Source organism: Mesorhizobium sp. M1004 (assembly GCF_040318795.1).
Taxonomy (GTDB): domain Bacteria; phylum Pseudomonadota; class Alphaproteobacteria; order Rhizobiales; family Rhizobiaceae; genus Mesorhizobium.
The window spans coordinates 476,969-503,612 of the sequence record NZ_JAMYNB010000002.1; the positions used below are offsets into that span (position 1 = coordinate 476,969).

Sequence of the window (26,644 nt, forward strand, 5' to 3'; positions counted from 1 at the left end):
GAGGGAGACTGTTTTTCGAACCGGTCGCCCATGAAACTGCTCGCCATCGACTGTGCCGCCAATCTCTGCGCCGCTTGCGTCTATGACGCATCGGGCGGCAGAGAGCTCGGCCGCTCGGTACTCGATCTCGGCAAAGGCCACGCCGAACACCTGATGGCTGTCATTGACGAAGCGTTGAAAGCGGACGGCACCGATTATGCCGGCCTTGGCGCCGTTGCGGTCTCCATCGGTCCGGGTTCCTTCACCGGCCTGCGGGTGGGCGTCTCGGCGGCGCGCGGCCTGGCGCTGGCGCTGAAGATCCCGGCGATCGGGGTAACGACACTGGAGGCGCTGGCGGCCGAGGCGAGGGCGGCATTTCCGGGCCGCCCGATCCTGGCCGCTCTCGATGCAGGCCGCGAGGAGATCCATGCCGCGTTTTACGATGCGGAAGCGATTTTGCGCTATGGTCCGGCTGTGACCACACTTGCCCAAGCCGCGGGAATGGCGGCGGACAATCGTCCGGTGCTTGCCGGCACGGCCGCCGTGCAGATCGCAGCCGCGGCCGGTCGCGATTTCGATATCGGCCCGACGGCTGCCACCGCCGACATTGCCGTCTACGCCCGGCTCGCCGCTGCAAAAGGTGAGGGCGACAAGCCGAAGCCACTCTATCTGCGCGGCGCCGATGCCAAGGCGCAGGCCGGGTTCATCCTGTTGAGGCAGGAAAAGTGATGCGCATCCCTTTCCTCCAGCCGCGCCGCAGGGACTATGCGCTCGAGCCGCTGACCATCGCCGACAGCCCGGCAGCGTCGGTGCTGCATCGCGAGGATTTCGTCCGGTCCTGGACCGATGGCGAGTTCGCCGCGTTGCTCGAACAGGAAACCGTGTTCGGCTATGCCGCGCGCGAAATCGGCCAGGGCGCCAAGCCGCCGGTCGGCTTCGTGCTGGCCAGGCTTGCAGCCGGCGAGGGCGAGATTCTGACCGTGGCGGTGGCGCGCTCGCATCGCCGCCAGGGGCTCGGCTGGCAATTGATGGACGCCGTGCTGCGCGAACTGCATGCGCAGCGCGCCGAGGCGCTGTTCCTTGAGGTCGACGAGACCAATGTCGCTGCCATCGCCCTCTACCGGCGGCTGGGCTTCCGCCAGGTCGGCCACCGCGCCAATTATTACCGCTCGACCGAACATGGTCCTACCGGCGCGCTTGTCATGCGCCGCGATCTTCGCTAGCCAAAGTTTTGGGGCAGGGCCAAGCTGCATGATCGGAAAAATCAGGATTTTCCTGGCGCTGAGCCTCGTTGTCGTCGGTTCGCTGGTCCTTGTGCCTTTGCAGCTGCTGTCGATGAAGACCGGAATCTGGCGCGAGACGGTCATTCTGAAGGTCTGGCACAGCCTCATCGTCCGGACGCTCGGCCTGCGCATCCATGTCAAAGGCGCACTGTCCAGCCAGCGCCCGCTGCTGGTCGCCTCGAACCATATCTCCTGGACCGACATCATGGTGCTGGGCTCCTTTGCCGATGTGACATTCATCGCCCGGGCGGACATGGAGGGATGGCCGCTGATCGGCTGGCTGTCGAAACTGCAGCGTACGGTCTTCATCGAACGCGAGCGCAAGCGGACAGCTGGCGACCAGGCCAGCGAGATCGCCAGCCGCATGGCCAAGGGGGACGCCATGGTGCTGTTTGCCGAGGGCTCTACCGGCGACGGCAACACCATCCTGCCGTTCAAGAGCACCTTGTTCGGCGCCGCCTCGATGGCGATTTCGGAAGGCGCGGCCGAGCAGGTCTTCATCCAGCCGCTGTCGATTGCCTACACGCGGGTGCACGGCGTGCCTCTCGGCCGCCGCCACCGGCCGCTCGCTGCCTGGATCGGCGATCAGGACCTGATGCCGCATCTTAAGGTGCTGATGGCCGAAGGCGCCATTGACGTCGAGGTGCATTTCGGCGAGCCTATCGCCTTTTCCAAGGGCTCGAACCGCAAGGAAACGTCGAGGATGATGGAAAGCCAGGTGCGCGCCATGATGCAGGCCGCGCTCGCCGATCCCCGACCGAGCCGCTAGCGCAGGCCGAGCGCCTACAGGCCGATGCCCGAGAATCGTCTGTTTTTTGTCACGGAAAGGCGTTAGAAGCCGCCAGATGGATTTGAACACGATAGAGCGGAACGACCCCGACAGCGTCGCGCAAAACGCGGCTGTGGCGTCCGCCCCGGCCAAAAAGGTCTTCGTCAAGACCTATGGCTGCCAGATGAATGTCTATGACTCACAGCGCATGACCGATGCGCTGGCCGCCGACGGCTACACCGCGACCGACGCCATCGCCGAGGCCGATCTGGTGTTGCTCAACACCTGCCATATCAGGGAGAAGGCGGCGGAAAAGGTCTATTCCGAGCTTGGCCGCATCCGCGACATGAAGGCTGAACGCGCAGCAGTTGGGCGCAAAATGCTGATCGGCGTCGCCGGTTGCGTCGCGCAGGCCGAAGGCGCGGAAATCATCCGCCGTTCGCCTGCTGTCGATCTGGTCATCGGTCCGCAGACCTATCACCGGCTGCCCGATGTCCTGGCCCGGGTGCGTGGCGGCGAGAAGATCGTCGAGACCGAATACGCCATCGAGGACAAGTTCGAGCATCTGCCGCAGCCGCAGCGCGCCGAAATGATCAAGCGCGGCGTCACCGCCTTCCTCACCGTGCAGGAAGGCTGCGACAAATTCTGCACCTTCTGCGTCGTGCCCTATACCAGGGGCTCGGAAGTGTCGCGGCCGGTGGCGCAGATCGTCGCCGAAGCCGAGCGGCTGGCCGATGCCGGTGTGCGCGAGGTGACGCTGCTGGGGCAGAACGTCAATGCATGGCACGGCAAGGGTGAGGATGGCATGGAATGGGGGCTTGGCCGTCTGCTGTTCCGGCTAGCCGAAATTCCCGGCCTGGCGCGGCTGCGCTACACCACCAGCCATCCGCGCGACATGGACGACGAATTGATCGCTGCCCATCGCGACCTCCCGGCTTTGATGCCTTATCTGCACCTGCCGGTGCAATCCGGGTCAGACCGCATCCTCAAGGCGATGAACCGCAGGCACACGGCCAAGGACTATCTGGCGCTGCTCGAGCGCATCCGCGCTGCACGCGGCGACATCGCGCTGTCCGGTGACTTCATCGTCGGCTTCCCCGGCGAAACCGACGCCGATTTCGAGGCGACGATGGATCTGGTGGGCCAGGTGAACTACGCCTCGGCCTTCTCGTTCAAATATTCGCCGCGTCCCGGCACGCCGGGCGCCGATATGCCCGATCACGTGCCGGAAGCGGTCAAGGACGAGCGCCTGCAACGCCTGCAGGCGCTGCTGCTGAAACAACAGCAGGATTTCGGCCTGGGCCTGGTCGGCAGCACCATCGACACGCTGATCGAGAAGCCCGGCCGTCAGGCCGGCCAGAAGGTCGGCCGCTCGCCCTGGCTGCAGCCGGTTATTGTTGATGAAAAGGCCGGCGAAATCGGTGACATTATCCGGGTGCGAATCACGAAGACGGGCTACAATAGCCTGTTCGCCGAGTTGGCTTGATGGCCTCGGCAGATGAGGAGAGACGGTTGAGCGCTGCTGAAGTGAAGACTCTGCCCCAGAACCAGACATCCGGGGCCTCTGACATGGCGCACATCGTTCTGACTTTCGACAACAACAAGCTTGCCAGCGCCCTGTACGGTCAGTTCGACGAGAATTTGGCCCGGCTTGAGCAGAAGCTCGGCGTCGACATCCGCTCGCGCGGCAACCAGTTGACCATCAAGGGCTCGGCCTCGGCGGCCGAACAGGCGCGCCGCGCACTCGACAATCTCTACGGCATTCTCCAGAAGGGCACCGACATTGGCCAGTCCGACGTCGATGGCGCCGTGCGCATGGCCATTGCCGCCGACGACCAGCTGACGCTGCCGACGCTGGAACGCAAGGGCAAGGTTTCGGCCGCCCAGATCTCCACCCGCAAGAAGACGATCTATGCCCGTTCGCTCAACCAGGACGCCTATATGCGGGCGCTGGAGCGTTCGGAACTTGTCTTCGGCATTGGCCCCGCCGGCACCGGCAAGACCTATCTGGCGGTGGCGCATGCGGCGATGCTGCTCGAACGCGGCATGGTCGAGCGCATCATCCTGTCACGCCCAGCGGTCGAGGCCGGCGAGCGGCTGGGTTTTCTGCCCGGCGATATGAAGGAAAAGGTCGATCCGTACCTGCGGCCCCTCTATGACGCGCTCTACGACATGATGCCGGCCGACAAGGTCGAACGTGCTATCGCTGCCGAGGTCATCGAAATCGCGCCGCTGGCCTTCATGCGCGGCCGCACGCTGGCGCATGCCGCCGTCATCCTCGACGAGGCGCAGAACACCACGCCGATGCAGATGAAGATGTTTTTGACCCGCCTCGGCGAGAATTCGCGCATGATCGTCACCGGCGATCCGACGCAGATCGATCTGCCTCCAAGCACCAAGTCGGGCCTCGTCGAAGCCTTGCGTGTCCTTGACGGCGTGGCCGGCGCGGTAACCGTGCGCTTCAACGATGTCGACGTTGTGCGCCACCCGCTGGTGGCCGAAATCGTCAGGGCCTATGACCGCGACGCCAAGCTGGCACGCGGCCTCGGCGCCGAGAGCTGATGTGACGATGCGGGCTCATGCCTGAAGACATAAGACCTGGCGGCGGGGACAGTTCGGTTCCCGTCGAGATCGATATGTCGGTCGAGGCCGGCGACTGGCCCGATGAGGCGGCGCTGACGCGTCTGGTCGATCGCGCCGTGTCGGCTGCCTTTGCCGAAACCGCTGCTGCCGGTCCTTCCGAACTCAGCATCGTCTTTTCCGACGATGCCCATATCCGTACCCTCAATGTCGGCTGGCGCGGCAAGGACAAGGCGACCAACGTCTTGTCTTTCCCGGCTTTTCCGTTCCCCAGGGGTGGCAAGCTGCCGCCCATGCTGGGTGACATCGTGCTGGCCGCCGAGACGGTGGCGCGCGAAGCCGCCCTGGAAGACAAGCCCTTCGAGAACCATATCACCCATCTCGTCGTCCACGGCCTGCTGCATTTGCTGGGCTACGATCACGAGACCGATGCAGAGGCCGAGGAGATGGAAGCCATCGAGCGCTCGGCGCTCGCAAGGCTTGCCATTCCCGATCCCTACACGTAATGACAAAAGACCAATTGACCGGACGACGATGAACGACAAACCAGAAACTGCCGCCCGCCCCGAGGCTGGCAGTGCGACAAAGCCTTCCGATACGACGGAAGAGGGATCGAGTCCGAGTCCCAGTTCCGGCAGCCCTGCTTCTGGTAGCATTGCCAGCGAGCCATCGCCTGCCGGTCCGTCCCTGTTCGACCGCGTCTTGGGCCTTTTCAGGCAGCGGAACGGCACCAGCCTGCGCGAGGAAATCGCCGGCGCGCTTGCCGAAACGACCAGCGATGCCGGGTCTTTCTCGCCTGGCGAACGCGCCATGCTCAACAACATATTGCGCCTGCGCGAGGTACGCGTCGAGGACGTCATGGTGCCGCGCGCCGATATTGAGGCCGTCGAGATCACCACGACGTTGGGCGATCTGCTCGGTCTGTTCGAGCAGTCCGGCCATTCCCGCATGCCGGTCTATTCCGAGACGCTCGACGATCCGCGCGGCATGGTTCACATCCGCGACGTGCTGGCCCACATCACCAAGGTTGCCCGCGTCAAGAAGGGCAGAACATCCAGGAAGACGCCGGCAACGACGCTTCTCGACCTCGCCCAGGTCGATCTCGGCCGCACCATCGGCGACCTCAATCTGATCCGCCCGGTGCTTTTCGTGCCGCCATCGATGCTTGCCTCCGACCTGATGGGCCATATGCAGACGACGCGAACCCAGATGGCGCTGGTCATCGACGAATATGGCGGCACCGATGGTCTCGCCTCGCTGGAAGACATCGTCGAGATGGTCGTCGGCGATATCGAGGACGAGCATGACGAGGACGAGCCGCTGATCACCCAGACCGGCGAGGGCGTATTCGTCGTCGACGGCAAGGCCGAGATCGACGAGGTCGCCAAGATGATCGGCGAGGACTTTACCGCCGGCGAGCATGGCGAGTATGTCGACACGATCGGCGGCATGATCTTCAACACGCTGGGCCGCGTGCCCGCGCGTGGTGAGGTTGTGCAAGCCATCCCCGGCTTCGAATTCCACGTGCTCGACGCCGATCCGCGCCGCGTCAAGCGGGTGCGCATCGTCCAGAACCAGAAGGGCGAGCGTCGCCGCCGCGTGACCGCCCCCCGCACCGAGCAGGCCTAGGACAGAACGTTGCCCGGCCGATGACGATCGACGATCCCTTCAAGCACTCAACCTTTGGCTCGGGTGTCTTCTACAAGGACCCGCCAGCCGCATTGAAATGGCTCGAAACGGCCTTCGGCTTCGAGCCGAGCATGGTGGTCAGCGACGCCGACGGACGGCTGGTCCATGCCGAAATGCGCTTTGGCGACGGCTACATCATCGTCGATTCCGAATGGGCCGATCATATTGCCAGTCCGGTAAGCGTCGGCGGCAAGAACACTCAGTCGGTCTGTGTGCGTCTGAAAGACGGCCTGGACGTGCATTGTGAGCGGGCAATGGCGGCTGGAGCCCAAATCGTCGAGGAGCCTGCCGACCATTTCTACGGCGAACGGCAGTATCGGGCGCGCGACCCCGAAGGCCATGTCTGGACCTTCACCCAGACCTTGCGCACCGTGCCGCGCGAGGAGGCCGAGCACCTGAGCGGGCTCACCATCGAGGGATGGCACCGATAGCGCAGCGATCGGCCGGTTCGCGTTTCAATAAATCTGATAAATCTTGGCTCCTGATTCGCGCGACCTGGGAAGTCTGTATGGAGCGCCTTGCCGGCCGGATAATTCTGCTTTGGGGCTGGCGGCGCGCGCTGGTGGCGTTTCTTGCCGGGGCGCTGGCGGTGCTCGCCCAGGCGCCTTACGATTTCTTCGCCGTCTGTTTCGTCTCGTTTCCACTGCTGGTCTGGCTGCTCGACGGCGCCACCGGCCAGGCTTCCGACGGCTGGCTCAGGCGCCTGCGGCCGACTTTTGCCATCGGCTGGTGGTTCGGCTTCGGCTATTTCCTCGCCGGCCTGTGGTGGATCGGTGAGGCGCTTCTGGTCGAGGCCGACAGTTTCGCCTGGGCCTTACCCTTCGCGGTCGTCGGCATTCCTTTGGCGCTGGCATTTTTCTACGGCTTCGCCACCGTCGTCGCGCGGCTGTTATGGACCAACGACATTGGCCGCATTGCCGCCCTTGCCTTTGCTTTTGGCCTGACGGAATGGCTGCGCGGCTTCCTGTTCACCGGCTTTCCCTGGAATGCCGTCGGTTATGCGGCGATGCCCGTGCCGCTGTTGATGCAAAGCGTGTCGGTGACCGGCATGGTCGGCATGAACGCGCTGGCGGTCTTTGTCTTCGCCATGCCGGCCTTGCTTGCAGCACGCCGGCATGTCCGTCTCGGTGTGGTCCTGCTTGCCATTCTCGTCGCCGCCCATGCCGGCTTCGGCTATGTCAGGCTCGCGACCCCCGACAAGCCGGCAACCCGCACTCTCGATGTCCGTATCGTGCAACCGGATGTCGACCTCAGCGAAAAATGGGACGCCTCGGTGCGCGACCGCATCTTCGCCACGATGATGGGCCTGTCGGCCGCAGCGCCCGACCCCGGTCATGACAAACCGCAGTTGATCCTGTGGCCGGAGACCTCGGTACCGTTCCTGTTCACCGAGCGTCCGGACGCGCTGACCGCGCTCGGCGACATGCTGCAGCCTGGTCAGATGCTGATTGCCGGCGTCGTGCGCGAGGAGCGCGGATCGGGGGCGGATGCCGACAGCCGCTACTACAATTCGGTGGTGGCGATCGATGACAAGGGCGAAATCGCTGATGCCGTCGACAAGGTCCATCTGGTGCCGTTCGGCGAGTATCTGCCGTTTTCCGGTCTGCTCAGCCGCTTCGGCATCGGACAGCTCGTCGCCGGGCCGATGAATTTCGCCGCCGGCAACGAGCGCCATCCGATCGCTTTGCCCGGCGGCATCAGCGCCTTGCCGTTTATTTGCTACGAGGTGATCTTTCCTGATCTTGTGGCTGTTGACGCAACGTCATCCCAGCTTATTGTGAACGTCACCAACGACGCATGGTTCGGCGACACGCCCGGGCCGTACCAGCATTTCAGGCAGGCTCAGATTCGCGCGGTGGAAAACGGATTGCCGCTGTTGCGCGCCGCCAACAACGGCATTTCCGCCGTTGTCGATACGCGGGGACGCATCGTCGACGCATTGGCGGTCGATGCACGTGGCGCCATCGACGTGCGGGTGCCGATCTCCGGCCAAGCCTTCATCTCCGCCGCGGGGCGGCGCATTAACGGAATGCTGATCATGTTGGTGTTTGCCGCAATCGCCCTCAGCTTGAACGTAAGGCAACGGCTACGGGTGAATTGACAGTCGACACATTAGAAACTCATACTGTTACCGCCTAATTTTCTCGAAGTCGGTTGGTGTTTCTGTTGGGGCAGTTGGCTCCGGCTTCGTTTGGGCGAGAAAAATAGAAAAGGCCGGAAAAATTCGGCGAGGAAAAAATGACAGAAGAAAACAAGAAGAAACCGAATCCGATCGACATCCATGTCGGAAGTCGCGTCCGCCTTCGGCGCAATATGCTTGGAATGAGCCAGGAAAAGCTTGGTGAAAATCTCGGTATTACGTTTCAGCAGATCCAAAAATATGAAAAAGGAACGAACCGCGTCGGCGCCAGCCGTCTGCAGGCAATAGCCTCGATACTCAGCGTGCCTGTCGCCTTCTTTTTCGAGGATGCGCCAGGGCAGGAGCCGGTGGGTAATAGAGGATTTGCCGAGGACACTTCGATGGCTTTCGCCGTCGAATTCTGCGGCAGTCCGGAAGGGCTTCAGCTCAACCGCGCGTTCGTCAAGATCGCGGATGTGAAGGTGCGCCGCCGGATTATCGACCTTGTGAAGTCCCTTTCTGCCGAAGATGCCGAGTGATTCGGTGGGTCGATTGACCCATTGGCCCCAGTAATCCCCCGGGCCCGAGTAGCCCAGAGGCTCGACTGCCGGCGGCGCCAAGCCGCCGGTGGTACAAGATATATTGCTGCGGCACTCATGCCAGAACCGCGGCACCGCTTGACGAGCGGCGCCCGGCACCGTTAACACGTGGCGCGCCAAAATCGGCAGCCCTGCCGATCGTTTTTTCAAGAGGGGACACCCGTGACGCGGCAGAACTACTTCTTCACCTCGGAATCCGTGGCCGAGGGTCATCCCGATAAAGTCTGTGACCGCATCTCGGACGAGATCGTCGATCTGGTCTATCGCGAGGCCAAGAAGACCGGCATGGACCCATGGAAAGTCCGCGTCGCCTGCGAGACGCTCGCAACCACCAACCGCGTCGTCATCGCCGGCGAAGTAAGGGTTCCCGATACTCTGCTGAAGCGGGACAAAGCCGGCAACATCCTCAAGGACGCCGCCGGGCATTCGGTCGTCAACCCGGCCAAGTTCAAGTCGGTCGCCCGCAAGGCGATCCGCGAAATCGGCTACGAGCAGGCCGGCTTCCACTGGAAGACGGCAAAGATCGAGGTTCTGCTGCACGGCCAGTCGCCCGACATCGGCCAGGGCGTCGACAACGCCGCCGACCGCCAGGGCGAAGAGGGTGCCGGCGACCAGGGCATCATGTTCGGCTATGCATGCCGCGAGACCCCGGACCTGATGCCGGCGCCGATCTATTACAGCCACAAGATTCTCGAACTGCTCGCCGCTGCCCGTCACGAAAACAACGGCGAAGCCGGCAAGCTCGGGCCTGACGCCAAGAGCCAGGTCACCGTTCGCTATGTCGATGGCAAGGCCGCCGAAGCGACTCAGATCGTGCTATCGACGCAGCATCTCGACGCGACCTGGGATTCCAAGAAGGTCCGCAAGGTCGTTGAGCCTTACATCCGTGAGGCGCTCGGCGACCTCAAGATCGCCGACGATTGCATGTGGTACATCAACCCGACCGGCAAGTTCGTCATCGGTGGGCCGGACGGCGACGCCGGCCTGACCGGCCGCAAGATCATCGTCGACACCTACGGTGGTGCTGCCCCGCACGGCGGCGGCGCCTTCTCCGGCAAGGACACCACCAAGGTCGACCGCTCCGCCGCCTACGCGGCGCGCTATCTCGCCAAAAATGTGGTGGCGGCCAAGCTCGCCGACCGCTGCACCATCCAGCTGTCCTACGCCATCGGCGTTGCTCAGCCGCTGTCGGTCTATGTCGACCTGCACGGCACCGGCAAGGTCGACGAGGCCAAGCTCGAGGAAGCGCTGCGCACGGTGATGGATTTGTCGCCATCCGGCATCCGCAGGCATCTCGACCTCAACAAGCCGATCTACGCAAAGACCTCGTCCTACGGCCATTTCGGCCGCAAGGCCGGCCGAGACGGGTCCTTCTCCTGGGAAAAGACCGATCTGGCCAAGGCGCTCAAGGACGCGATCGCTGCTTAGGCATGATTCCAAAAAGTGGGTACCGGTTTTTTGGAAAAGATCATGCTCCAACAAAGGATTAGATTGAGATGAGATTTCAGCCAAATCTCATCTCAATCCCAAATCTCATCTCAATCTAAGCGCGGCGCGCGACCAGGCCATGGATCCACAGGACAGGCGGAGCCGGGCGACCGAAGGGTTCTTCGGCCGCCGGCACGGCAAGACCATTCGCCCGCAGCAGGCGGCGGCGCTGGAAAGCGGTCTTGGGGCCTATGGCCTCGACCTCTCCGTCCAGGCACCGGCAGAATTGCGCGCGCTATTCTCAGCGGATGTTTCAACGGTTCGGCTGGAAATCGGCTTCGGCGGCGGTGAGCATCTGCTGCACCGTGCCACGGAGGCACCGGCGACCGGCTTCATCGGTGTCGAGCCGTTCGTCAACGGCATGGCCAAGCTGATGATGGCGGTGCGGGAAAAGCCGCTTGCCAATCTTCGCGTTTATGACGACGACGCCACGCGCCTGCTCGATTGGTTGCCGCAGGCGTCGCTCGACGGCATCGACCTGCTCTACCCCGATCCCTGGCCGAAGAAAAAGCACTGGAAGCGGCGTTTTGTCAGCCCGCTCAACCTCGATCGGTTCGCGCGCGTGCTGAAGCCGGGCGGAAAATTCCGCTTCGCATCCGACATCGACACCTATGTGAACTGGACCTTGTTGCACTGCCGGGCGCATGGCGCGCTCCTCTGGCAGGCGCAAGATGGGGCCGACTGGCATCGGCCCTATGAAGGCTGGCCGGGCACACGCTACGAGGCGAAAGCCATTCGCGAGGGCCGACGGCCGGCCTATCTCACCTTCATCAGAAAATAGTTCGATGCGGGAAAGTGTCCCGCATCGACAGCCGGTCTGGCTTCAGAAACGGCCGATCTTGCCGAAAGCGGTCGGGTCCATGCCAAGCCGGCGCAGATCGTTGGCGCGCGGCTTGCGGCCGGCTTCGACGGCCCGCGAGGCGGCAACGGCGCTGCCGAACAGGGCAAAGGCGTCGCCTATGGCGGAAAACACGGTACGGTTGCTCATTGTCTTGACCTTTCGCGCGCCACCGCGCGCTCATCTTTGATTTGTGCAGTGCACCATAGATAGCGATGTGACATCCGGGATCACAGGGCCGTTACCGCATAGCCGGCATGCGCCCCGCGCAATCCTGCCAGCCGTCGCCGGCTGCACTCTGCCCGGCCCCTCAACAGACTTGAAACACTGGCCGGGATCGTCTATATCAGCCTCAAATTCTTGGTCGGTATGACGAAGAGTGGGTCCACCCGGTCCCGCTCTTTTTTATTACCTGCCGGTCAGCCATCAGCAAAGAGATGGTTCGGGACGACGATCATCCTGACCCATAGAACGACAGGAAACGCATGACTGCAACGGCAAGCGAAGCCGACGACCGCATCATCCGCGAAAGCGGTATCGATGCGCGCATCGCGCTGATCGTTCAGCCGGTGTTGCGAGGCATTGGCTTCCGTCTCGTGCGGGTGCATCTGTCGGGCCAGAACGGCCTGACGCTGCAGATCATGGCCGAACGCGAGGACGGCATCATGACCGTCGAGGATTGCGAAGAGGTCAGCCGCGCTGTGTCGCCGGCGCTCGACGTCGATGACCCGATCGAGAAGGCCTATCATCTCGAAGTGTCGTCGCCGGGCATCGACCGGCCGCTGGTACGCAAGTCGGATTTCGTCACCTGGACCGGCCATCTGGTGAAGATGGAAACCTCGGTGCCGGTCGCCGACCGCAAGCGCTTCAAGGGCAAGATCGCCGAAGCCGGCGAAGACGACATGCTGCTCGAGCGCGACAAGGCCGCCTACGGCGAAGAGCCGACGGTTCGCATTCCTTATGACGCGATCGCCGATGTGCGGCTGATCCTCACCGACGACCTTATTCGCGATGCCCTTTCGAAGGACAACCGGGAACGCAAGGAAGCCAAGAAACGCCGCGGCGAAGCTGATGATGCACCCGAAGGTGCTGAAGGCGGCGCGGAAGACGAAATCGAACAGGAACTATGATGAGCGGCCGGGCCTAAAAGCTCGGCAACAAGCTCGGGAGAAATAAGATGGTTGTAAGCGCCAACAGACTTGAACTGCTGCAGATCGCCGACGCGGTGGCGCGTGAAAAGTCGATCGACAAGTCGATCGTCATTGCCGCCATGGCTGATGCGATCCAGAAGGCGGCGCGCTCGCGCTACGGCCAGGAAACCAACATCCGCGCCGACATCAACGCCAACACCGGCGAGATGAAGCTGCAGCGGCTGATGGAAGTGGTCGAGAAGGTCGACGACTACGCCACCCAGATCGCCATTTCCTCGGCCCGCGAGCGCAATCCGGACGCCCAGCTTGGCGACTTCATCGCCGAACAGCTGCCGCCAATGGATTTCGGCCGCATCGCCGCCCAGTCAGCCAAGCAGGTCATCGTGCAGAAAGTGCGCGAGGCCGAGCGCGACCGCCAGTATGACGAATACAAGGACCGCATCGGCGAGATCGTCAACGGCACCGTCAAGCGCGTCGAATATGGCAACGTCATCGTCGATCTCGGCCGTGGCGAGGCGATTATCCGCCGCGACGAGCTGATCCCGCGTGAAAACTACAAGTACGGCGACCGCGTCCGCGCCTATGTCTACGACGTGCGCCGCGAACAGCGCGGCCCGCAGATATTCCTGTCGCGCACCCATCCGCAGTTCATGGCCAAGCTCTTCACCATGGAAGTGCCGGAAATCTATGACGGCATCATCGAGATCAAGTCGGTCGCCCGCGACCCAGGCTCGCGCGCTAAGATCGCCGTCATTTCGCGTGACTCGTCGATCGATCCGGTCGGCGCCTGCGTCGGTATGCGCGGCAGCCGCGTCCAGGCCGTGGTCGGCGAATTGCAGGGCGAAAAGATCGACATCATCCCGTGGTCGCCTTCGGCTGCCTCCTTCATCGTCAACGCGCTGCAGCCGGCGGAAGTCGCCAAGGTCGTGCTCGACGAGGATGCCGAGCGCATCGAAGTGGTGGTTCCCGATGACCAGCTGTCGCTTGCCATCGGTCGTCGTGGCCAGAACGTGCGTCTTGCCTCGCAGCTCACCGGCTGGGACATCGACATCCTGACCGAGGCCGAGGAGTCTGAGCGCCGCCAGAAGGAATTCGTCGAACGCTCGTCGCTGTTCATGGAAGCCCTTGATGTCGACGAGATGGTCGGCCAGGTGTTGGCCTCCGAAGGCTTCACCAGCGTCGAGGAAGTTGCCTACGTCGATTCGGGCGAGATCGCCTCGATCGACGGTTTCGACGAAGACACCGCTTCGGAGATCCAGACCCGCGCCCGCGAATATCTGGAGAAGATCGAAGCCGAGCATGACGACAAGCGCAAGGCGCTGGGCGTCACCGACGAACTGCGCGAGATCCCTGGCGTCACCACCGCCATGATGGTGACGCTCGGCGAGGATGGCGTGAAGACGATCGAGGATTTCGCCGGCTATGCCGCCGACGACCTGACCGGCTGGAAGGAACGCAAGGACGGCGAGACCAAGGTATTCCCGGGTGTGCTCGCCAATCACGGCGTGTCGCGCGCCGACGCCGAGCAGATGGTTCTGGCAGCCCGCCTCAAGGCCGGCTGGATCACCGAAGACGAGCTTGCAGCCGAACAGGTCCCGGCTGACGAAGCCGTTGGTGCGTGAGGTGAAACCGCATCGCACACAACCCGCCCCAGGACGAGATGAACGATCGCACCTGCATCGTCACGCGCAAGCAAGCCGAGCCGGATGAGCTGATCCGTTTCGTGGTCGGCCCGGATTCGGCCGTCGTTCCTGACCTGAAGAGAAATCTGCCCGGCCGTGGTTGTTGGGTGAGCGCCGACCGCCTACATATCGACAAGGCGGCGGCGAAGAACCTGTTTGCCCGCGCCTTCAAGGCGCAGGTCGTCGTGCCGCCCGATCTCGGCGGCATGGTCGACGGACTGCTTGCACGATCCGCTTTGGGTATGCTTGGCCTTGCCCGCAAGGCTGGCTCGATCGCACTCGGCGCAACCAAGGTCGAGAGCGCGGTGCGCTCGGGGTCGGCGCTTTTCGTGCTCCACGCGACCGAGGCATCCGACGATGGCGTGCGCAAGATCAGTCAGGCGCGGCGGGCAACTGTCCACCTCGGCGGGCCGGCAGTCCTTGCCTACAAACTTTTCTCCGAGGCCGAGTTGAGCTTGGCATTGGGGGGTACAAATGTGATACATGCTGCCGTTCTCGCGGGAGACGCGGGCAAGGCGGTTGAGAGGCGCATGGTTGCGCTCGACCGATATCGGGGCGGAACCCCCGACGATCTGGCAATGCTTGCGGCCGTTGCTGACGAAGATGATGCTGCAGAGGATATGGAATGAGCGATACGAAATCGGGCGACGATAAGACGTTGAGTGTTACACCGAAGAAGACCTTGACGCTGAAGCGCCCCGGTACAGAGCAGAGCGTCGTGCGACAGAATTTCTCGCATGGCCGCACCAAGCAGGTCCAGGTCGAGATCAAGAAGCGCAAATTCTCCATGCCCGGCGACAAGCCGGAGCCGGTGGCTGCACCCGTATTTACGCCCAAGCCCGCGGTAGTGGCAGCCCCCGTCGTGCAGGAAGCGCCTAAGGCGCCGCCTCCGCCGCCGCCGGCCGAACGCGGCGGCATGGTGCTGAACGAACTGTCGCGCAATGAAATGGAAGCGCGCCGCAGGGCGCTCGAAGGCTCCAAGGTTCGCGACGTCGAGGACCGCCAACGCGCCATCGAAGAGGCCAAGCGCCGCAACGAGGATGAGGAACGCCGCAAGCGCGAGCGCGAGGAATCCGCGCGCCGTCAGGCCGAGGAAGAAGCCCGCCTGCAGACCGAGGCCGAGTCCCGCCGCCGCGCCGAGGAAGAAGCGCGCCGCCGCGCGCCGCAGGCTGCCGAGCTTGTGGCATCGGACGACGAGGAAGAGGTCAAGCCGAAGCGCACCGCCGCCGGCGCCCCGGTACGCCGTCCGGTTACGCCCGAAGTGGCGCGCCCGGCCAAGCCGACCAAGGCCGAGGAAGACCGTCGTCGCGGCAAGCTGACCCTCAACACGGCGCTTTCCGACGAGGACGCGCGCGCCCGCTCGCTGTCGTCGATGCGTCGCCGCCAGGAAAAATTCAAGCGCGCGATGCATAATGAGCCGCGCGAGAAGGTTATGCGCGAAGTGATCCTGCCTGAAACCATCACCATCCAGGAACTGGCGCAGCGCATGTCCGAGCGCGCTGTCGATGTGGTCAAGTACTTCATGAAGCAGGGCCAGATCCTGAAGCCGGGCGACATCATCGACGCCGACACGGCCGAGCTGGTCGCCACCGAATTCGGCCACACGGTCCGCCGCGTCGCCGAGTCCGACATCGAGGAAGGCCTGTTCAACATTGCCGACAATGCCGAGGACCTGGTGTCGCGGCCGCCTGTCGTGACCATCATGGGCCATGTCGACCACGGCAAGACCTCGCTGCTCGACGCCATCCGCAATGCCAATGTCGTCTCCGGCGAAGCCGGCGGCATCACCCAGCATATCGGCGCCTACCAGGTCGAGAAGAACGGTCAGAAGATCACCTTCATCGACACGCCCGGTCACGCCGCCTTCACGGCGATGCGCGCCCGCGGCGCTCAGGCGACCGACATCGCTATCCTGGTGGTGGCGGCCGACGACAGCGTCATGCCGCAGACCATCGAATCGATCAGCCATGCCAAGGCGGCCGGCGTTCCGATCATCGTGGCGATCAACAAGATCGACAAGCATGATGCCGATCCGCAGAAGGTGCGGTCGGAACTGCTGCGCCATGAGGTGTTCGTCGAATCGATGGGCGGTGAAGTGCTGGACGTCGAAGTGTCGGCGACCAAGGGCACCAACCTCGACAAGCTGCTCGAGGCGATCCTGCTGCAGGCCGAAATCCTCGACCTCAAGGCCAATCCGGACCGTACCGCCGAGGGCGTGGTCATCGAAGCCCAGCTCGACAAGGGCCGTGGCCCCGTCGCCACCGTACTGGTGCAGACCGGCACTTTGATGCCGGGCGACATCCTCGTCGCCGGCAACGAATGGGGCCGGGTGCGCGCGCTGGTCAACGACCGTGGCGAGCAGATCAAGGAGGCGCCGCCGGCAATGCCGGTCGAGGTGCTTGGCCTGCAGGGCACGCCGCAAGCCGGCGACCGCTTCGCTGTCGTCAACAACGAGGCCCGCGCCCGCGAGATCACCGAATATCGCCAGCGTCTGGCGCGCGAGAAGGCAGTGGCTCGCCATGCCGGCCAGCGCGGCTCGCTCGAACAGATGATGTCGCAGCTGCAGACGAGCGGGTTGAAGGAATTCCCGCTGGTCATCAAGGGCGACGTGCAGGGTTCGATCGAGGCGATCAACGCCGCTCTCGACAAGCTTGGCACCGACGAGGTGCGTGCGCGCATCGTTCATGCCGGCGCCGGCGCCATCACCGAAAGCGACGTGTCGCTGGCGGAGACCTCGGGGGCCGCGATCATCGGCTTCAACGTCCGTGCCAACGTGCAGGCACGTGCGGCCGCGGCGGCCGCGGGCATCGAAATCCGCTACTACTCGATCATCTACAACCTCGTCGACGATGTGAAGGCAGCACTTTCCGGCTTGCTGTCGCCGGAACGCCGCGAGACCTTCATCGGCAATGCCGAGATCCTCGAGATCTTCGACATCACCAAGGTCGGCAAGATCGCCGGCTGCCGTGTCACCGAAGGCAAGGTCGAGCGTGGAGCGGGCGTGCGCCTGATCCGCGACAACGTCGTCATCCATGAAGGCACGCTGAAGACCCTCAAGCGCTTCAAGGACGAAGTCGCGGAAGTTCCGGGCGGCCAGGAGTGCGGCATGGCCTTCCAGAACTACGAGGACATGCGCGTTGGCGACATCATCGAGTGCTTCCGCGTCGAGATGGTGACCCGGACGCTCTGAGTTCGTATACTGTCGATACGACCGGGCGGTGGTCGAAAGACCGCCGCCCTAACTTTAATGCCTGTCGCCCAAAAGTGCGGGATAAACGACATGCATAGAAACAAGTATGAGACATGCGGCACGGTCCCATCCCGCGCCTCACGCTTTCCGGATTGAGAAAAATGCCCCGTCCAACCGCCTCCAGCCCATCCCAGCGCATGCTTCGCGTCGCCGAACAGGTGCGCCATGCGCTGTCGGAAACCTTGCAGCGCGGCGAGATTATCGACCCGCTGATCGAGAACACCGTGGTTTCGGTCTCGGAAGTGCGCATGTCGACTGATCTGAGGGTCGCAACGGCCTTCGTTTCGCCGCTCGGCGCCAAGGACACGGGTGCGGTCATCGACGCGCTCAACAAGCATGCGAAGTTCGTCCGTGGCCGCGTCTCCGGCGCGCTCCGCCAGATGAAGTTCATGCCGGAGTTCCGCTTCAAGCTCGATACGTCCTTCGACAATTTCGCCAGGATCAACGATTTGCTGAAATCGCCCGAAGTCGCGCGAGACTTGGGTGCCGATGGCGAAGACAACGACAAGGACGAGAAATAGTGGGGCGCCGCGGCAAGAAGAAGGGCCGGCCGATCTCCGGCTGGGTGGTGCTGGACAAGCCGGTTGGCATGGGTTCGACCGAAGCCGTCTCCAAGATCAAATGGCTTTTCCAGGCCGAAAAGGCCGGCCATGCCGGCACACTCGACCCGCTGGCCTCTGGCATGCTGCCGATCGCGCTCGGCGAGGCAACCAAGACCGTGCCTTATGTACAGGACGGCGCCAAGATCTACCGGTTCACCGTCGCTTGGGGCGAGGAGCGTTCGACCGACGATCTCGAAGGCCCGGTGACGCAAAGTTCCGACCGCCGTCCGGCGGAAAACGACGTCAGGGCGCTGCTGCCGAACTACACCGGCGTCATCATGCAGACACCGCCGCAATTCTCGGCCATCAAGATATCAGGCGAACGCGCCTACGATCTCGCCCGTGGGGGCGAGGCGGTCGACATCCCCGCGCGCGAGATCGAGATCGGCCGTCTGGACATCGTCGAGCACGCTGCCGACCACACTTTGTTCGAGGTCGAATGCGGCAAGGGCACCTATGTGCGCTCGCTGGCCCGCGACATGGGCCGCGACCTCGGCTGCTTCGGTCATATCGCCGAATTGCGCCGGGTCGAGGTCGAGCCGTTCACCCAGGAGGATTTCGTCACCCTCGCCGAACTGGAAGTCGCCCGTTTCGGCGAACAGCGCGAAGCTGACGGAGAGGGCGACGCCGATGTTGCCGATGCGCCGATCGACTTTGGCGCCATCGATGCGCTGCTTGTCGACACGGCCGCCGCGCTCGACTGCCTGCCCCAGATCGCCATCAGCGACGAAGCGGCGACCAAGATCCGCCTTGGCAATCCCGTCATCATCCGCGGCCGCGACGCGCCCGTGGAAGCCGAGGAAGCCTGCGCCACCGCGCGCGGCAAGCTTGTCGCCATCGGCGCCATCGAGCAGGGCATGTTCAAGCCGAAGCGGGTCTTTGCCGGCTGACCACTCTCGTCTAGTCTTACGTCGACGTCACATCCGAGGGGCACATGGCAAAGGCTGAGGCGGTGAAGAAGCGGGCGCCGGTGACAACGCGCCGGCCGCCGGTTGGCGCCTCGCCTGGCACGCTGATCGCCGATCCGGCGGCGCGACGGTCCGAGCTGCGGCTGACGCTGATTTCGCCTGAAAAATTCAAGACCATCAACGATGCCAGTATCGACGATCTCAACACCCATTGCGACAACTGGCCGGTCGTCTGGTTGGACTGCACCGGTCTCGCCAACATCCAGCTGATCGAGGAGATCGGCCGGATCTTCAACCTGCATCCACTGGCTCTGGAAGATGTCGTCAACACCGGCCAGCGGCCGAAGGTCGACTTCTTCGAGGACCACGCCTTCGTCGTCATGCGCATGATCGACGACGTCAAGGTGCATCGCTATGAGCAGATCGCGGTGTTCTTCGGCAAGAAATTCGTCGTCACCTTCCAGGAGCGCGAAGGCGATCCGTTCGACCCCGTACGCAAGCGCATCGCGGCAGCGTTGCCCAACCGCTTGCGGATGCGCGGCGCCGACTATCTGGCCTATGCGCTCATCGACTCCATCGTCGACAGCTATTTCCCGCCGATTGAGGCCGCTAGCGAGGAGGTCGATGGCATCGAGGACGAGATGCTCAACACGCCTCACAAGCATCAGATGCGCCAGCTGCACGAATTGCGGCGCGACGCCAATGTGCTCAAGGGCGTGCTGTGGCCGATGCGCGACGCGCTGGCGACGCTGATCCGCAACGACGTGCCCTATGTGAAGCCGGAGACGAAAATCTTCTTCAACGACACGCTCGACCACGCATTGCGGCTGATCGAGCTGGTCGAGAACCAGCGTGATATGCTGACCGGCTTGATCGAAATGCATTTGTCGCTGAGCCAGGCACGCACCAACGATGTGATCTCTTATCTCACCATCGTCTCGGTGATTTTCATGCCGCTAACCTTCCTGGTCGGTATCTGGGGGATGAATTTCGATCCCGAGAGCTCGCCGTGGAACATGCCGGAACTGAAAGCCTACTATGGCTACCCGGCTTCGCTGCTGTTCATGCTGGCCGTTGCTGTCGGGCTGATCGTCTTCTTCAAAAGCAAGAAGTGGCTGTAAGGTTTCGGTGTCAGGGGAATCCTGGATTCCCGAGCAAAGGGCTGCGACAAGCCGGCTTTATGAATGGGCTGGTGTTTTCCGGGGAATTGCCCTATATGCGCCGCAGCATCGCGCCATGTCGCTTTGCTTGCACCGGCCCCTGCTGGACGACATCCCGGCTGAGGGCGACCCGTTTCCTCAAACAGATAAGGAAAAACACGATGTCGATTACTGCCGAGCGCAAACAGGAATTGATGGGTGAATTCGCAACCGCCAAGGGCGATACCGGGTCTCCGGAAGTCCAGGTGGCCATCCTTTCCGAGCGCATCAAGAACCTGACCGACCACTTCAAGGACCACAAGAAGGATAACCATTCCCGCCGTGGTCTGCTCGCTCTCGTCTCCCAGCGCCGCAGCCTGCTTGATTATCTCAAGCGCAAGGATGACGCGCGCTATCAGACGTTGATCGAGAAGCTCGGTCTGCGCCGTTGACGAATTGACCGGCGGGCTTTCGAAGGAGAGCCCGCCGGTCGCGCATTCTGCCAGTCGCATCGATTGGCTAGACCCGGTTTCGAGCGCGCAGAGGCCACTCGAAACCGCCCATGGACGGTCATGGGGCAGGATTGCAGGACGCTCGTGCGCTAACCAGTGCCGAAATCTACCCGAGCTTCCCGTTGTCTTGCCCGTGGCTGCCCGAGAAAGGAAGCCAGGGAAAGGGCATCCGCGCACCGTGAAACGGCGCGGCCCTTTCCGCTTATCAAGGACAAGATATGTTCAACTACCACAAAGTGGAAATCGAATGGGGCGGCCGTCCGCTCATCCTGGAAACCGGCAAGATCGCACGTCAGGCTGACGGCGCGGTGCTTGCGACCTACGGCGAAACCAAGGTTCTCGCCACCGTCGTTTCGATGAAGGAGCCGAAGCCAGGCCTCGATTTCTTCCCGCTGACCGTCAACTACCAGGAAAAGACCTACGCCGCCGGCAAGATCCCCGGCGGCTACTTCAAGCGCGAGGGACGTCCGAGCGAAAAGGAAACGCTGGTTTCCCGCCTGATCGACCGCCCGATCCGCCCGCTCTTCGCCGACGGCTACAAGAACGACACCCAGATCGTCGTCACCGTCGTCCAGCATGACCTCGAGAACGATCCCGATATCGTGTCGATCGTCGCCACCTCGGCCGCTTTGACGCTGTCGGGCGTTCCCTTCATGGGCCCGATCGGCGGCGCCCGAGTCGGCTACATCAACGGCGAATACGTGCTCAACCCGCATGTCGATGAGATGCAGGAATCCAGGCTCGACCTCATTGTCGCCGGCACCGCCGACGCCGTGCTGATGGTCGAGTCCGAAGCCAAGGAACTCGGCGAAGAGCTGATGCTCGGCGCCGTCATGTTCGGCCACAGGGGCTTCCAGCCGGTGATCGACGCCATTATCAAGCTGGCCGAAGTTGCCGCCAAGGAGCCGCGCGATTTCACGGCGCCGGACTACTCCGCGCTTGGAGCCGAAATGCTGAAGATCGTCGGCGACGAGCTCAGCAATGCCTACAAGAACGTCGACAAGCAGAAGCGCTACGCTGCCGTCGACGCCGTCAAGGCGAAGGTCAAGGCAGCGTTCGCTCCGGCCGAAGGCGAAGACGCCAAGTACACCTCCGAGCAGATCGGTTCGGTGTTCAAGGAACTCCAGGCCAAGGTCGTGCGCTGGAACATTCTCGACACCGGTTCGCGCATCGATGGCCGTGACCTCAAGACTGTCCGCAAGATCGTCTCGGAAGTCGGCGTCCTGCCGCGCACGCACGGTTCGGCGCTGTTCACCCGCGGCGAGACCCAGGCGCTGGTCGTTGCCACGCTGGGCACCGGCGAGGACGAGCAGTATGTCGATTCGCTGACCGGCATGTACAAGGAGAAGTTCCTCCTTCACTACAACTTCCCTCCCTACTCCGTCGGCGAGACCGGCCGCATGGGTTCGCCGGGCCGCCGCGAAATCGGCCACGGCAAGCTCGCCTGGCGCGCCATCCGTCCGATGCTGCCGAGCGCGGACCAGTTCCCCTACACGCTGCGCGTCGTCTCGGAGATCACCGAGTCCAACGGTTCGTCGTCGATGGCCACCGTCTGCGGCACATCGCTGGCGCTGATGGATGCCGGCGTTCCGCTGGCCAAGCCGGTTGCTGGTATCGCGATGGGCCTGATCAAGGAAGGCGAGCGCTTCGCGGTTCTGTCCGACATCCTGGGTGACGAAGATCACCTCGGCGACATGGACTTCAAGGTCGCCGGTACCGAAGGCGGCATCACCTCGCTGCAGATGGACATCAAGATCGAGGGCATCACCGAGGAGATCATGAAGATCGCGCTGGACCAGGCCAAGGACGGCCGCCAGCATATCCTCAGCGAGATGGCGCATGCTCTGACCGGCGCCCGCCCCGAACTCGGTGAGTTCGCACCGCGCATCGAGGTCATGCACATCCCGACCGACAAGATCCGCGACGTGATCGGCTCCGGCGGCAAGGTTATCCGTGAGATCGTCGAGAAGACCGGCGCAAAGATCAACATCGAGGACGACGGCACGGTCAAGATCGCTTCGTCGAACGCCAAGGAGATCGAGGCGGCCAAGAAGTGGATCCATACCATCGTCGCCGAGCCGGAAGTCGGCGAAATCTACGAAGGCACGGTCGTCAAGACCGCCGACTTCGGCGCTTTCGTCAACTTCTTCGGTCCGCGTGACGGTCTCGTCCATATCTCGCAGCTTGCCAACGACCGGGTCGCCAAGACCTCGGACGTCGTCAAGGAAGGCGACAAGGTCTGGGTCAAGCTGATGGGCTTCGACGAGCGCGGCAAGGTCCGCCTGTCGATGAAGGTCGTCGACCAGGCCACCGGCAAGGAAATCGCCCGCGACAAGAAGGCCGAAGGCGAAGAAAACGCCGCCTGAGTGGTCTGACAATAGAGTTGAACGGGCGCGGCTTATGTCGCGCCCGTTTTCGTTTAATACCCGTCTACGACATGAGAATCGAAGAATGGCCGCTGAGCCGCTGAAGACACTGTTCCATCCCTTCGAGGCCGAGGGGCTCCCTCTGCCGCAAAAGGGCGAGCGTGTGTTGTTCCTGGGTGCGGAGCCCGGCTTCCGCTTGCCGGAAGGCTTCGAGGCAGAGCTCCATCTTGCACAGGGTTTCCGGCCGCATCTCCGAGCGCTGGAGCGTGCCGGTCACAAGGTAACGCCGCGCGCGGAGGGCGATGCATTCGATGCAGCGCTCGTGCTTGCCGGCCGCCATCGTGGGCTAAACGAGATGCGTATTGCCGAGGCGATCGAACGTGTCACGCCGGGCGGTCTGATCATTGTCGCCGGCGGTAACGACGAAGGCATCGCCAGCCTGCGCAAGCGCATCGACGAGCTTGTCCCCATCGAAGGGCATCTGCCGAAATATCACGGCATCGCCTTCTGGCTTCGCCGTCCGGCCGATCTGGCGCCTGCGGAAAAACTGCGCGTCGCCAATCCCGCCTTGGTCGTAGAGGACCGCTTCCGTACCGCGCCTGGCATGTTCTCCTTCGACCGGATCGACGCCGGCTCGAAACTTCTGGTCGACAACCTGCCCAAAGACCTGCGCGGCAACATTGCTGATTTCTGCGCCGGCTGGGGTTATGTCGCCGCCGAGGTCGCGGCACGTTCATCCGGCATAACGGGGCTCGACCTTTACGAAGCGGATTTCGACGCGCTTGAGGCGGCCAAGGGCAATATCGGCCAGACAGGCTTCGAGCCCGGCTTCTTTTGGACCGATCTGCTGAGCGAGCCGGTCGAGCGGCGCTATGATGCCATCGTCATGAACCCGCCCTTCCATCGCAGCCGGGCGGCCGAGCCGGAAATCGGCGCCGGCATGATCCAGGCGGCGGGCAAGGCGCTGAAGCCGGGCGGGCGGCTGTTCATGGTGGCGAACCGTCAGCTGCCTTACGAACCGGTTCTGAAGGCCGTCTTCTCCAGCCATGCCGAGCTCGCCCGCGACGGCATGTTCAAGGTTTTCTCCGCGCGCCGATAGGACGGTGCCGGTCGCCTCAATGCATGCTGACGATGCGCGCCGGCTCGTGGACGGGAATGGTCGGTCTGATATCGCCAGGCTTGATCTTGAGCGGCGCCGGCCTGCCGAACAGATAGCCCTGCACCATCTCGCAACCAGCTGCTCGCAAAAGCGTCGCCTGGTTCTCGGTCTCGACGCCTTCGGCGATGATGCCGACGCCGAGCGCCCGCGACAGGCCGACGATGGTAGAGACGACGGCGCCCGAATTCGAATCGGTGTCGATGCGGCTGACGAAGGAGCGGTCGATCTTCAGCTTGCCGAAGGCGAAGTCGATCAGGTAGCTGAGATTGGAATAGCCGGTGCCGAAATCGTCGACGGCCACCGAAATGCCCATGTCGGCAAGCTGCTGCAGGATGGTGGCGGCGCGGTCGCGGTCCTGCATCATCGCCGTCTCGGTCACTTCGAGCTCCAGCCGCGACGGCTTGATGCCGGTGCTGGCCATCGTATCGCGCACGATGCCGACGAAATCCTTGGTCATGAACTGGACCGGCGAGATGTTGACGGCAACGAAGCAGTCCTCGGGCAAATGACGGGCATCGCTGCAGGCCTTGTTCAGCACCCAATTGCCGATCGGGTGGATCATGCCGGTCTCTTCGGCGATCGGAATGAATTCCATCGGCGGGATCATGCCGCGTTCCGGGTGCTTCCAGCGGATCAGCGCCTCGTAGCCGACGATACGGCCGGTCGGCAGGTCGAGCTGCGGCTGGTAGTGAAGGTCGAAATCGCCACGGACGAAGGCGATGTGCAGTTCGGATTCGATCCAGTGGCGGTAGTCGGCGACCTGGCCCATGTCGGAATGGAAGACCGACCAGTTGCCCACGCCGCCGGCGCGGGCATTCTGCAGCGCCAGGTTGGAGCGGCGCAGGATGAGGACCGGATCGACGCCATCCTTTGGCATCGCCACGATGCCGACCGACAGGCCGACCGACTGCAGGTGGGAATCGAGCTGGTACGGCTTCAGCATCTCCTCGATCATGGTTTCGACGGTGCTTTCCATGGACCTTTGGAGTTGGTGTTCCCAGACAAGGATAGCGAACTCGCCGGCGCCGATGCGCCCCATCACCGCGCCTTCGGGCATGCAGGCCTTCAACCGCTTGGTGAAGCCGCGGATCAGTTCGTCGCCATGGCTGTAGCCGATGGCGTCGTTGATCTGCTTGAAGCGGTCGATGTCGATGTCGATGAGGAACACCGGCTCACCGGTCCTGATCGTCGCGGACGCCGCGTCGGCAATCCTGCCGACCATCGCCGGCCGCGCAAAAAGCCCGGTCAGCTTGTCAAAATGGGTTTCGTTGAAAACGTAGTCCACCGATTCATCGACGCCGGCGAAGAAGGACAAGGCAGCACCGGCGGCGGCCAGCGCGCATAGCGCCGACGCGATGCCGATCATGGTTTCCGCCTGCATGCCGGCAAAGCCGTCCCCGAAACCATGCCGGAGGCCCCAAAGCCCAAGGATGAAACTGCCAAGGCCCGAACTGGCGACGGTGAGCAGCCGGAACACAGGTGTTCGCTTCGGGTTGCTGACAGCAGGCATTGCTCAGTCCCTGTCGCATGATCCCGAAATCAACTCGACTTTCGGAAATATCAAGCGCAAATTCATAAAGGCTAAAGCATCCTTTGCGCCCAGCAAGAACGCGCAGAGCCCAAGCCCATAAGACTTCTAGCGGATATCTCCTTAAAATGAGTTTCCGCCGATGCATCTAATTTTACTGGTGAGTTAATCGCGTACGCTGTCGGTCTGCTTCAACTCATCCAGGGTTGGCATCGACACGATGTGATAGCCGGAATCCACATAATGGATTTCGCCGGTGACGCCTGACGAGAGGTCGGACAAAAGATAGAGCGCCGAGCCGCCGACCTCGTCGATGGTCACCGTGCGGCGCAGCGGCGAGTTGCGCTGCTGGTAGGAGTACATGTGGCGGGCGTCCGAGATTCCGGCGCCGGCCAAAGTACGCACCGGTCCCGCCGATATGCCGTTCACCCGGATGCCGCGCGGGCCATAATCGTTGGCGAGATAGCGCACGCTGGCTTCCAGCCCGGCCTTGGCGACGCCCATGACGTTGTAGTTCGGCATGACGCGGACAGAGCCGGCATAGGTCAGCGTGATCATCGCGCCGCCTTCGCTCATCAGCGGGGCGGCATGGCGGGCGACCTCGGTGAAGGAGTAGCAGGAGATGACCATGGTGCGGACGAAATTGTCGCGGCTGGTGTCGGCGTAGAGCCCTTTGAGCTCGTTCTTGTCGGAAAAGCCGATGGCGTGGACGACGAAGTCGAGCCCGCCCCATTCCTTGCCGAGCGTCTCGAAGGTGGCGGCGACCGATGCGCTGTCCTCGACGTCGCACGGCACCACCAGTGACGCCCCAAGTTTCTCGGCAAGCGGCTTGACGCGGCGCCCGAAGGCGTCGCCCTGATAGGTGAAGGCAAGCTCCGCCCCGTGTTCGGACAATTTCCTGGCGATGCCCCAGGCGATCGAATGATCGTTGGCGACGCCCATGACAAGCCCGCGCTTGCCCTTCATCAGTCCGTCCATGGCCGGCAATCCCCCTACAATAAAA

Annotated in this window: 25 protein-coding genes; 22 read left to right on the plus strand and 3 right to left on the minus strand. The window is 63.1% G+C overall.

Features of this window, described 5'->3' with window-relative positions; genetic code table 11:
- Window positions 1-30 precede the first annotated feature (30 nt).
- The 12 genes from tsaB to trmB all read left to right on the plus strand — a co-directional run bounded on the left by tsaB (window position 31) and on the right by trmB (window position 11,287).
- Window positions 31-708, plus strand: a complete 678-nt coding sequence (gene tsaB / locus NKH54_RS06425) for a tRNA (adenosine(37)-N6)-threonylcarbamoyltransferase complex dimerization subunit type 1 TsaB (RefSeq protein WP_023682015.1) — start codon at window positions 31-33, stop codon at window positions 706-708.
- Window positions 708-1,202: a GNAT family N-acetyltransferase gene (locus NKH54_RS06430; RefSeq protein ID WP_023732446.1), complete on the plus strand. Its 495-nt coding sequence runs from the start codon at window positions 708-710 to the stop codon at window positions 1,200-1,202. Before tsaB ends, NKH54_RS06430 begins: the two co-directional genes overlap by 1 nt.
- 28 nt (window positions 1,203-1,230) lie before the next feature.
- Entirely contained in the window at window positions 1,231-2,031 is an 801-nt protein-coding gene (gene olsA, locus NKH54_RS06435) for a lyso-ornithine lipid O-acyltransferase (RefSeq protein WP_353027894.1), read from the plus strand.
- A 76-nt stretch (window positions 2,032-2,107) separates the two neighbouring features.
- Window positions 2,108-3,517, plus strand: coding sequence for a tRNA (N6-isopentenyl adenosine(37)-C2)-methylthiotransferase MiaB (gene miaB, locus NKH54_RS06440; protein ID WP_353027895.1), 1,410 nt, complete (start codon window positions 2,108-2,110; stop codon window positions 3,515-3,517).
- A gap of 83 nt (window positions 3,518-3,600) precedes the next feature.
- Window positions 3,601-4,593: a PhoH family protein gene (locus tag NKH54_RS06445; RefSeq protein WP_027049340.1), complete on the plus strand. Its 993-nt coding sequence runs from the start codon at window positions 3,601-3,603 to the stop codon at window positions 4,591-4,593.
- 17 nt (window positions 4,594-4,610) lie between these two features.
- Window positions 4,611-5,117, plus strand: a complete 507-nt coding sequence (ybeY, locus tag NKH54_RS06450; protein WP_353027896.1) for an rRNA maturation RNase YbeY — start codon at window positions 4,611-4,613, stop codon at window positions 5,115-5,117.
- Between the two features lie 28 nt (window positions 5,118-5,145).
- Window positions 5,146-6,240, plus strand: a complete 1,095-nt coding sequence (locus NKH54_RS06455) for a hemolysin family protein (protein WP_023682011.1) — start codon at window positions 5,146-5,148, stop codon at window positions 6,238-6,240.
- Between the two features lie 20 nt (window positions 6,241-6,260).
- Entirely contained in the window at window positions 6,261-6,731 is a 471-nt protein-coding gene (locus NKH54_RS06460) for a VOC family protein (RefSeq protein WP_023746679.1), read from the plus strand.
- A 77-nt stretch (window positions 6,732-6,808) separates the two neighbouring features.
- Window positions 6,809-8,401 carry an apolipoprotein N-acyltransferase gene (gene lnt / locus NKH54_RS06465; protein WP_023746680.1) on the plus strand — a complete coding sequence of 531 codons (1,593 nt, stop codon included), beginning with the start codon at window positions 6,809-6,811 and terminating at the stop codon, window positions 8,399-8,401.
- A 137-nt stretch (window positions 8,402-8,538) separates the two neighbouring features.
- Window positions 8,539-8,958: a helix-turn-helix domain-containing protein gene (locus NKH54_RS06470; RefSeq protein ID WP_023669550.1), complete on the plus strand. Its 420-nt coding sequence runs from the start codon at window positions 8,539-8,541 to the stop codon at window positions 8,956-8,958.
- A 222-nt stretch (window positions 8,959-9,180) separates the two neighbouring features.
- Window positions 9,181-10,446: a methionine adenosyltransferase gene (metK, locus tag NKH54_RS06475; RefSeq protein ID WP_023669551.1), complete on the plus strand. Its 1,266-nt coding sequence runs from the start codon at window positions 9,181-9,183 to the stop codon at window positions 10,444-10,446.
- A gap of 139 nt (window positions 10,447-10,585) precedes the next feature.
- Window positions 10,586-11,287: a tRNA (guanine(46)-N(7))-methyltransferase TrmB gene (gene trmB / locus NKH54_RS06480; protein ID WP_023823757.1), complete on the plus strand. Its 702-nt coding sequence runs from the start codon at window positions 10,586-10,588 to the stop codon at window positions 11,285-11,287.
- Between the two features lie 42 nt (window positions 11,288-11,329).
- On the opposite strand, the gene NKH54_RS06485 is transcribed toward trmB, so the two are convergent.
- On the minus strand, window positions 11,330-11,494 hold the full coding sequence (locus NKH54_RS06485; RefSeq protein ID WP_023669553.1) for a hypothetical protein: 165 nt from the start codon (window positions 11,492-11,494) through the stop codon (window positions 11,330-11,332).
- Window positions 11,495-11,829: 335 nt separating this feature from the next.
- On the opposite strand from NKH54_RS06485, the gene rimP reads away from it, so the two are divergent.
- The 10 genes from rimP to NKH54_RS06535 all read left to right on the plus strand — a co-directional run bounded on the left by rimP (window position 11,830) and on the right by NKH54_RS06535 (window position 24,053).
- Window positions 11,830-12,474 (plus strand): ribosome maturation factor RimP, encoded by a 645-nt coding sequence (gene rimP, locus NKH54_RS06490; protein ID WP_352746437.1) that lies wholly within the window; start codon window positions 11,830-11,832, stop codon window positions 12,472-12,474.
- Between the two features lie 47 nt (window positions 12,475-12,521).
- Complete coding sequence (gene nusA, locus NKH54_RS06495) at window positions 12,522-14,117, plus strand: transcription termination factor NusA (RefSeq protein ID WP_023669555.1); 1,596 nt, start codon at window positions 12,522-12,524, stop codon at window positions 14,115-14,117.
- 38 nt (window positions 14,118-14,155) lie between these two features.
- Window positions 14,156-14,806 (plus strand): RNA-binding protein, encoded by a 651-nt coding sequence (locus tag NKH54_RS06500; protein ID WP_023726862.1) that lies wholly within the window; start codon window positions 14,156-14,158, stop codon window positions 14,804-14,806.
- The gene (gene infB / locus NKH54_RS06505) at window positions 14,803-17,367 is read left to right on the plus strand and encodes a translation initiation factor IF-2 (RefSeq protein ID WP_023669557.1); all 2,565 of its coding nucleotides are present in this window, start codon (window positions 14,803-14,805) and stop codon (window positions 17,365-17,367) included. The genes NKH54_RS06500 and infB overlap by 4 nt, the downstream gene beginning before the upstream one ends.
- A 161-nt stretch (window positions 17,368-17,528) precedes the next feature.
- A complete protein-coding gene (gene rbfA / locus NKH54_RS06510) occupies window positions 17,529-17,948 on the plus strand; it encodes a 30S ribosome-binding factor RbfA (RefSeq protein ID WP_023669558.1) in 420 nt (139 codons plus the stop codon).
- A complete protein-coding gene (gene truB, locus NKH54_RS06515; protein ID WP_023821531.1) occupies window positions 17,948-18,919 on the plus strand; it encodes a tRNA pseudouridine(55) synthase TruB in 972 nt (323 codons plus the stop codon). The genes rbfA and truB overlap by 1 nt, the downstream gene beginning before the upstream one ends.
- A gap of 44 nt (window positions 18,920-18,963) precedes the next feature.
- The gene (corA, locus tag NKH54_RS06520; RefSeq protein ID WP_023682006.1) at window positions 18,964-20,058 is read left to right on the plus strand and encodes a magnesium/cobalt transporter CorA; all 1,095 of its coding nucleotides are present in this window, start codon (window positions 18,964-18,966) and stop codon (window positions 20,056-20,058) included.
- A 95-nt stretch (window positions 20,059-20,153) separates the two neighbouring features.
- Window positions 20,154-20,528 carry a 30S ribosomal protein S15 gene (gene rpsO, locus NKH54_RS06525; RefSeq protein ID WP_280790898.1) on the plus strand — a complete coding sequence of 125 codons (375 nt, stop codon included), beginning with the start codon at window positions 20,154-20,156 and terminating at the stop codon, window positions 20,526-20,528.
- Window positions 20,529-20,806: 278 nt separating this feature from the next.
- Complete coding sequence (gene pnp, locus NKH54_RS06530) at window positions 20,807-22,954, plus strand: polyribonucleotide nucleotidyltransferase (RefSeq protein WP_023669561.1); 2,148 nt, start codon at window positions 20,807-20,809, stop codon at window positions 22,952-22,954.
- 85 nt (window positions 22,955-23,039) lie between these two features.
- Complete coding sequence (locus tag NKH54_RS06535) at window positions 23,040-24,053, plus strand: class I SAM-dependent methyltransferase (protein ID WP_353027897.1); 1,014 nt, start codon at window positions 23,040-23,042, stop codon at window positions 24,051-24,053.
- Window positions 24,054-24,069: 16 nt separating this feature from the next.
- Here NKH54_RS06535 and NKH54_RS06540 read toward each other — a convergent pair whose 3' ends face one another.
- A complete protein-coding gene (locus tag NKH54_RS06540; protein WP_023669563.1) occupies window positions 24,070-25,623 on the minus strand; it encodes a putative bifunctional diguanylate cyclase/phosphodiesterase in 1,554 nt (517 codons plus the stop codon).
- 183 nt (window positions 25,624-25,806) lie between these two features.
- A complete protein-coding gene (gene fabI / locus NKH54_RS06545; RefSeq protein WP_023669564.1) occupies window positions 25,807-26,619 on the minus strand; it encodes an enoyl-ACP reductase FabI in 813 nt (270 codons plus the stop codon).
- Window positions 26,620-26,644 lie beyond the last annotated feature (25 nt).

Excerpts from the sequence above, each read along its gene's own strand:
- tsaB (WP_023682015.1), top strand. The coding sequence starts at position 31 with ATGAAACTGCTCGCCATCGACTGTGCCGCCAATCTCTGCGCCGCTTGC.
- NKH54_RS06430 (WP_023732446.1), top strand. The coding sequence starts at position 708 with ATGCGCATCCCTTTCCTCCAGCCGCGCCGCAGGGACTATGCGCTCGAG.
- olsA (WP_353027894.1), top strand. The coding sequence starts at position 1,231 with ATGATCGGAAAAATCAGGATTTTCCTGGCGCTGAGCCTCGTTGTCGTC.
- miaB (WP_353027895.1), top strand. The coding sequence starts at position 2,108 with ATGGATTTGAACACGATAGAGCGGAACGACCCCGACAGCGTCGCGCAA.
- NKH54_RS06445 (WP_027049340.1), top strand. The coding sequence starts at position 3,601 with ATGGCGCACATCGTTCTGACTTTCGACAACAACAAGCTTGCCAGCGCC.
- ybeY (WP_353027896.1), top strand. The coding sequence starts at position 4,611 with ATGCCTGAAGACATAAGACCTGGCGGCGGGGACAGTTCGGTTCCCGTC.
- NKH54_RS06455 (WP_023682011.1), top strand. The coding sequence starts at position 5,146 with ATGAACGACAAACCAGAAACTGCCGCCCGCCCCGAGGCTGGCAGTGCG.
- NKH54_RS06460 (WP_023746679.1), top strand. The coding sequence starts at position 6,261 with ATGACGATCGACGATCCCTTCAAGCACTCAACCTTTGGCTCGGGTGTC.
- lnt (WP_023746680.1), top strand. The coding sequence starts at position 6,809 with ATGGAGCGCCTTGCCGGCCGGATAATTCTGCTTTGGGGCTGGCGGCGC.
- NKH54_RS06470 (WP_023669550.1), top strand. The coding sequence starts at position 8,539 with ATGACAGAAGAAAACAAGAAGAAACCGAATCCGATCGACATCCATGTC.
- trmB (WP_023823757.1), top strand. The coding sequence starts at position 10,586 with ATGGATCCACAGGACAGGCGGAGCCGGGCGACCGAAGGGTTCTTCGGC.
- NKH54_RS06485 (WP_023669553.1), bottom strand. The coding sequence starts at position 11,494 with ATGAGCAACCGTACCGTGTTTTCCGCCATAGGCGACGCCTTTGCCCTG.
- rimP (WP_352746437.1), top strand. The coding sequence starts at position 11,830 with ATGACTGCAACGGCAAGCGAAGCCGACGACCGCATCATCCGCGAAAGC.
- nusA (WP_023669555.1), top strand. The coding sequence starts at position 12,522 with ATGGTTGTAAGCGCCAACAGACTTGAACTGCTGCAGATCGCCGACGCG.
- NKH54_RS06500 (WP_023726862.1), top strand. The coding sequence starts at position 14,156 with ATGAACGATCGCACCTGCATCGTCACGCGCAAGCAAGCCGAGCCGGAT.
- infB (WP_023669557.1), top strand. The coding sequence starts at position 14,803 with ATGAGCGATACGAAATCGGGCGACGATAAGACGTTGAGTGTTACACCG.
- rbfA (WP_023669558.1), top strand. The coding sequence starts at position 17,529 with ATGCCCCGTCCAACCGCCTCCAGCCCATCCCAGCGCATGCTTCGCGTC.
- corA (WP_023682006.1), top strand. The coding sequence starts at position 18,964 with ATGGCAAAGGCTGAGGCGGTGAAGAAGCGGGCGCCGGTGACAACGCGC.
- rpsO (WP_280790898.1), top strand. The coding sequence starts at position 20,154 with ATGCGCCGCAGCATCGCGCCATGTCGCTTTGCTTGCACCGGCCCCTGC.
- pnp (WP_023669561.1), top strand. The coding sequence starts at position 20,807 with ATGTTCAACTACCACAAAGTGGAAATCGAATGGGGCGGCCGTCCGCTC.
- NKH54_RS06535 (WP_353027897.1), top strand. The coding sequence starts at position 23,040 with ATGGCCGCTGAGCCGCTGAAGACACTGTTCCATCCCTTCGAGGCCGAG.
- NKH54_RS06540 (WP_023669563.1), bottom strand. The coding sequence starts at position 25,623 with ATGCCTGCTGTCAGCAACCCGAAGCGAACACCTGTGTTCCGGCTGCTC.
- fabI (WP_023669564.1), bottom strand. The coding sequence starts at position 26,619 with ATGGACGGACTGATGAAGGGCAAGCGCGGGCTTGTCATGGGCGTCGCC.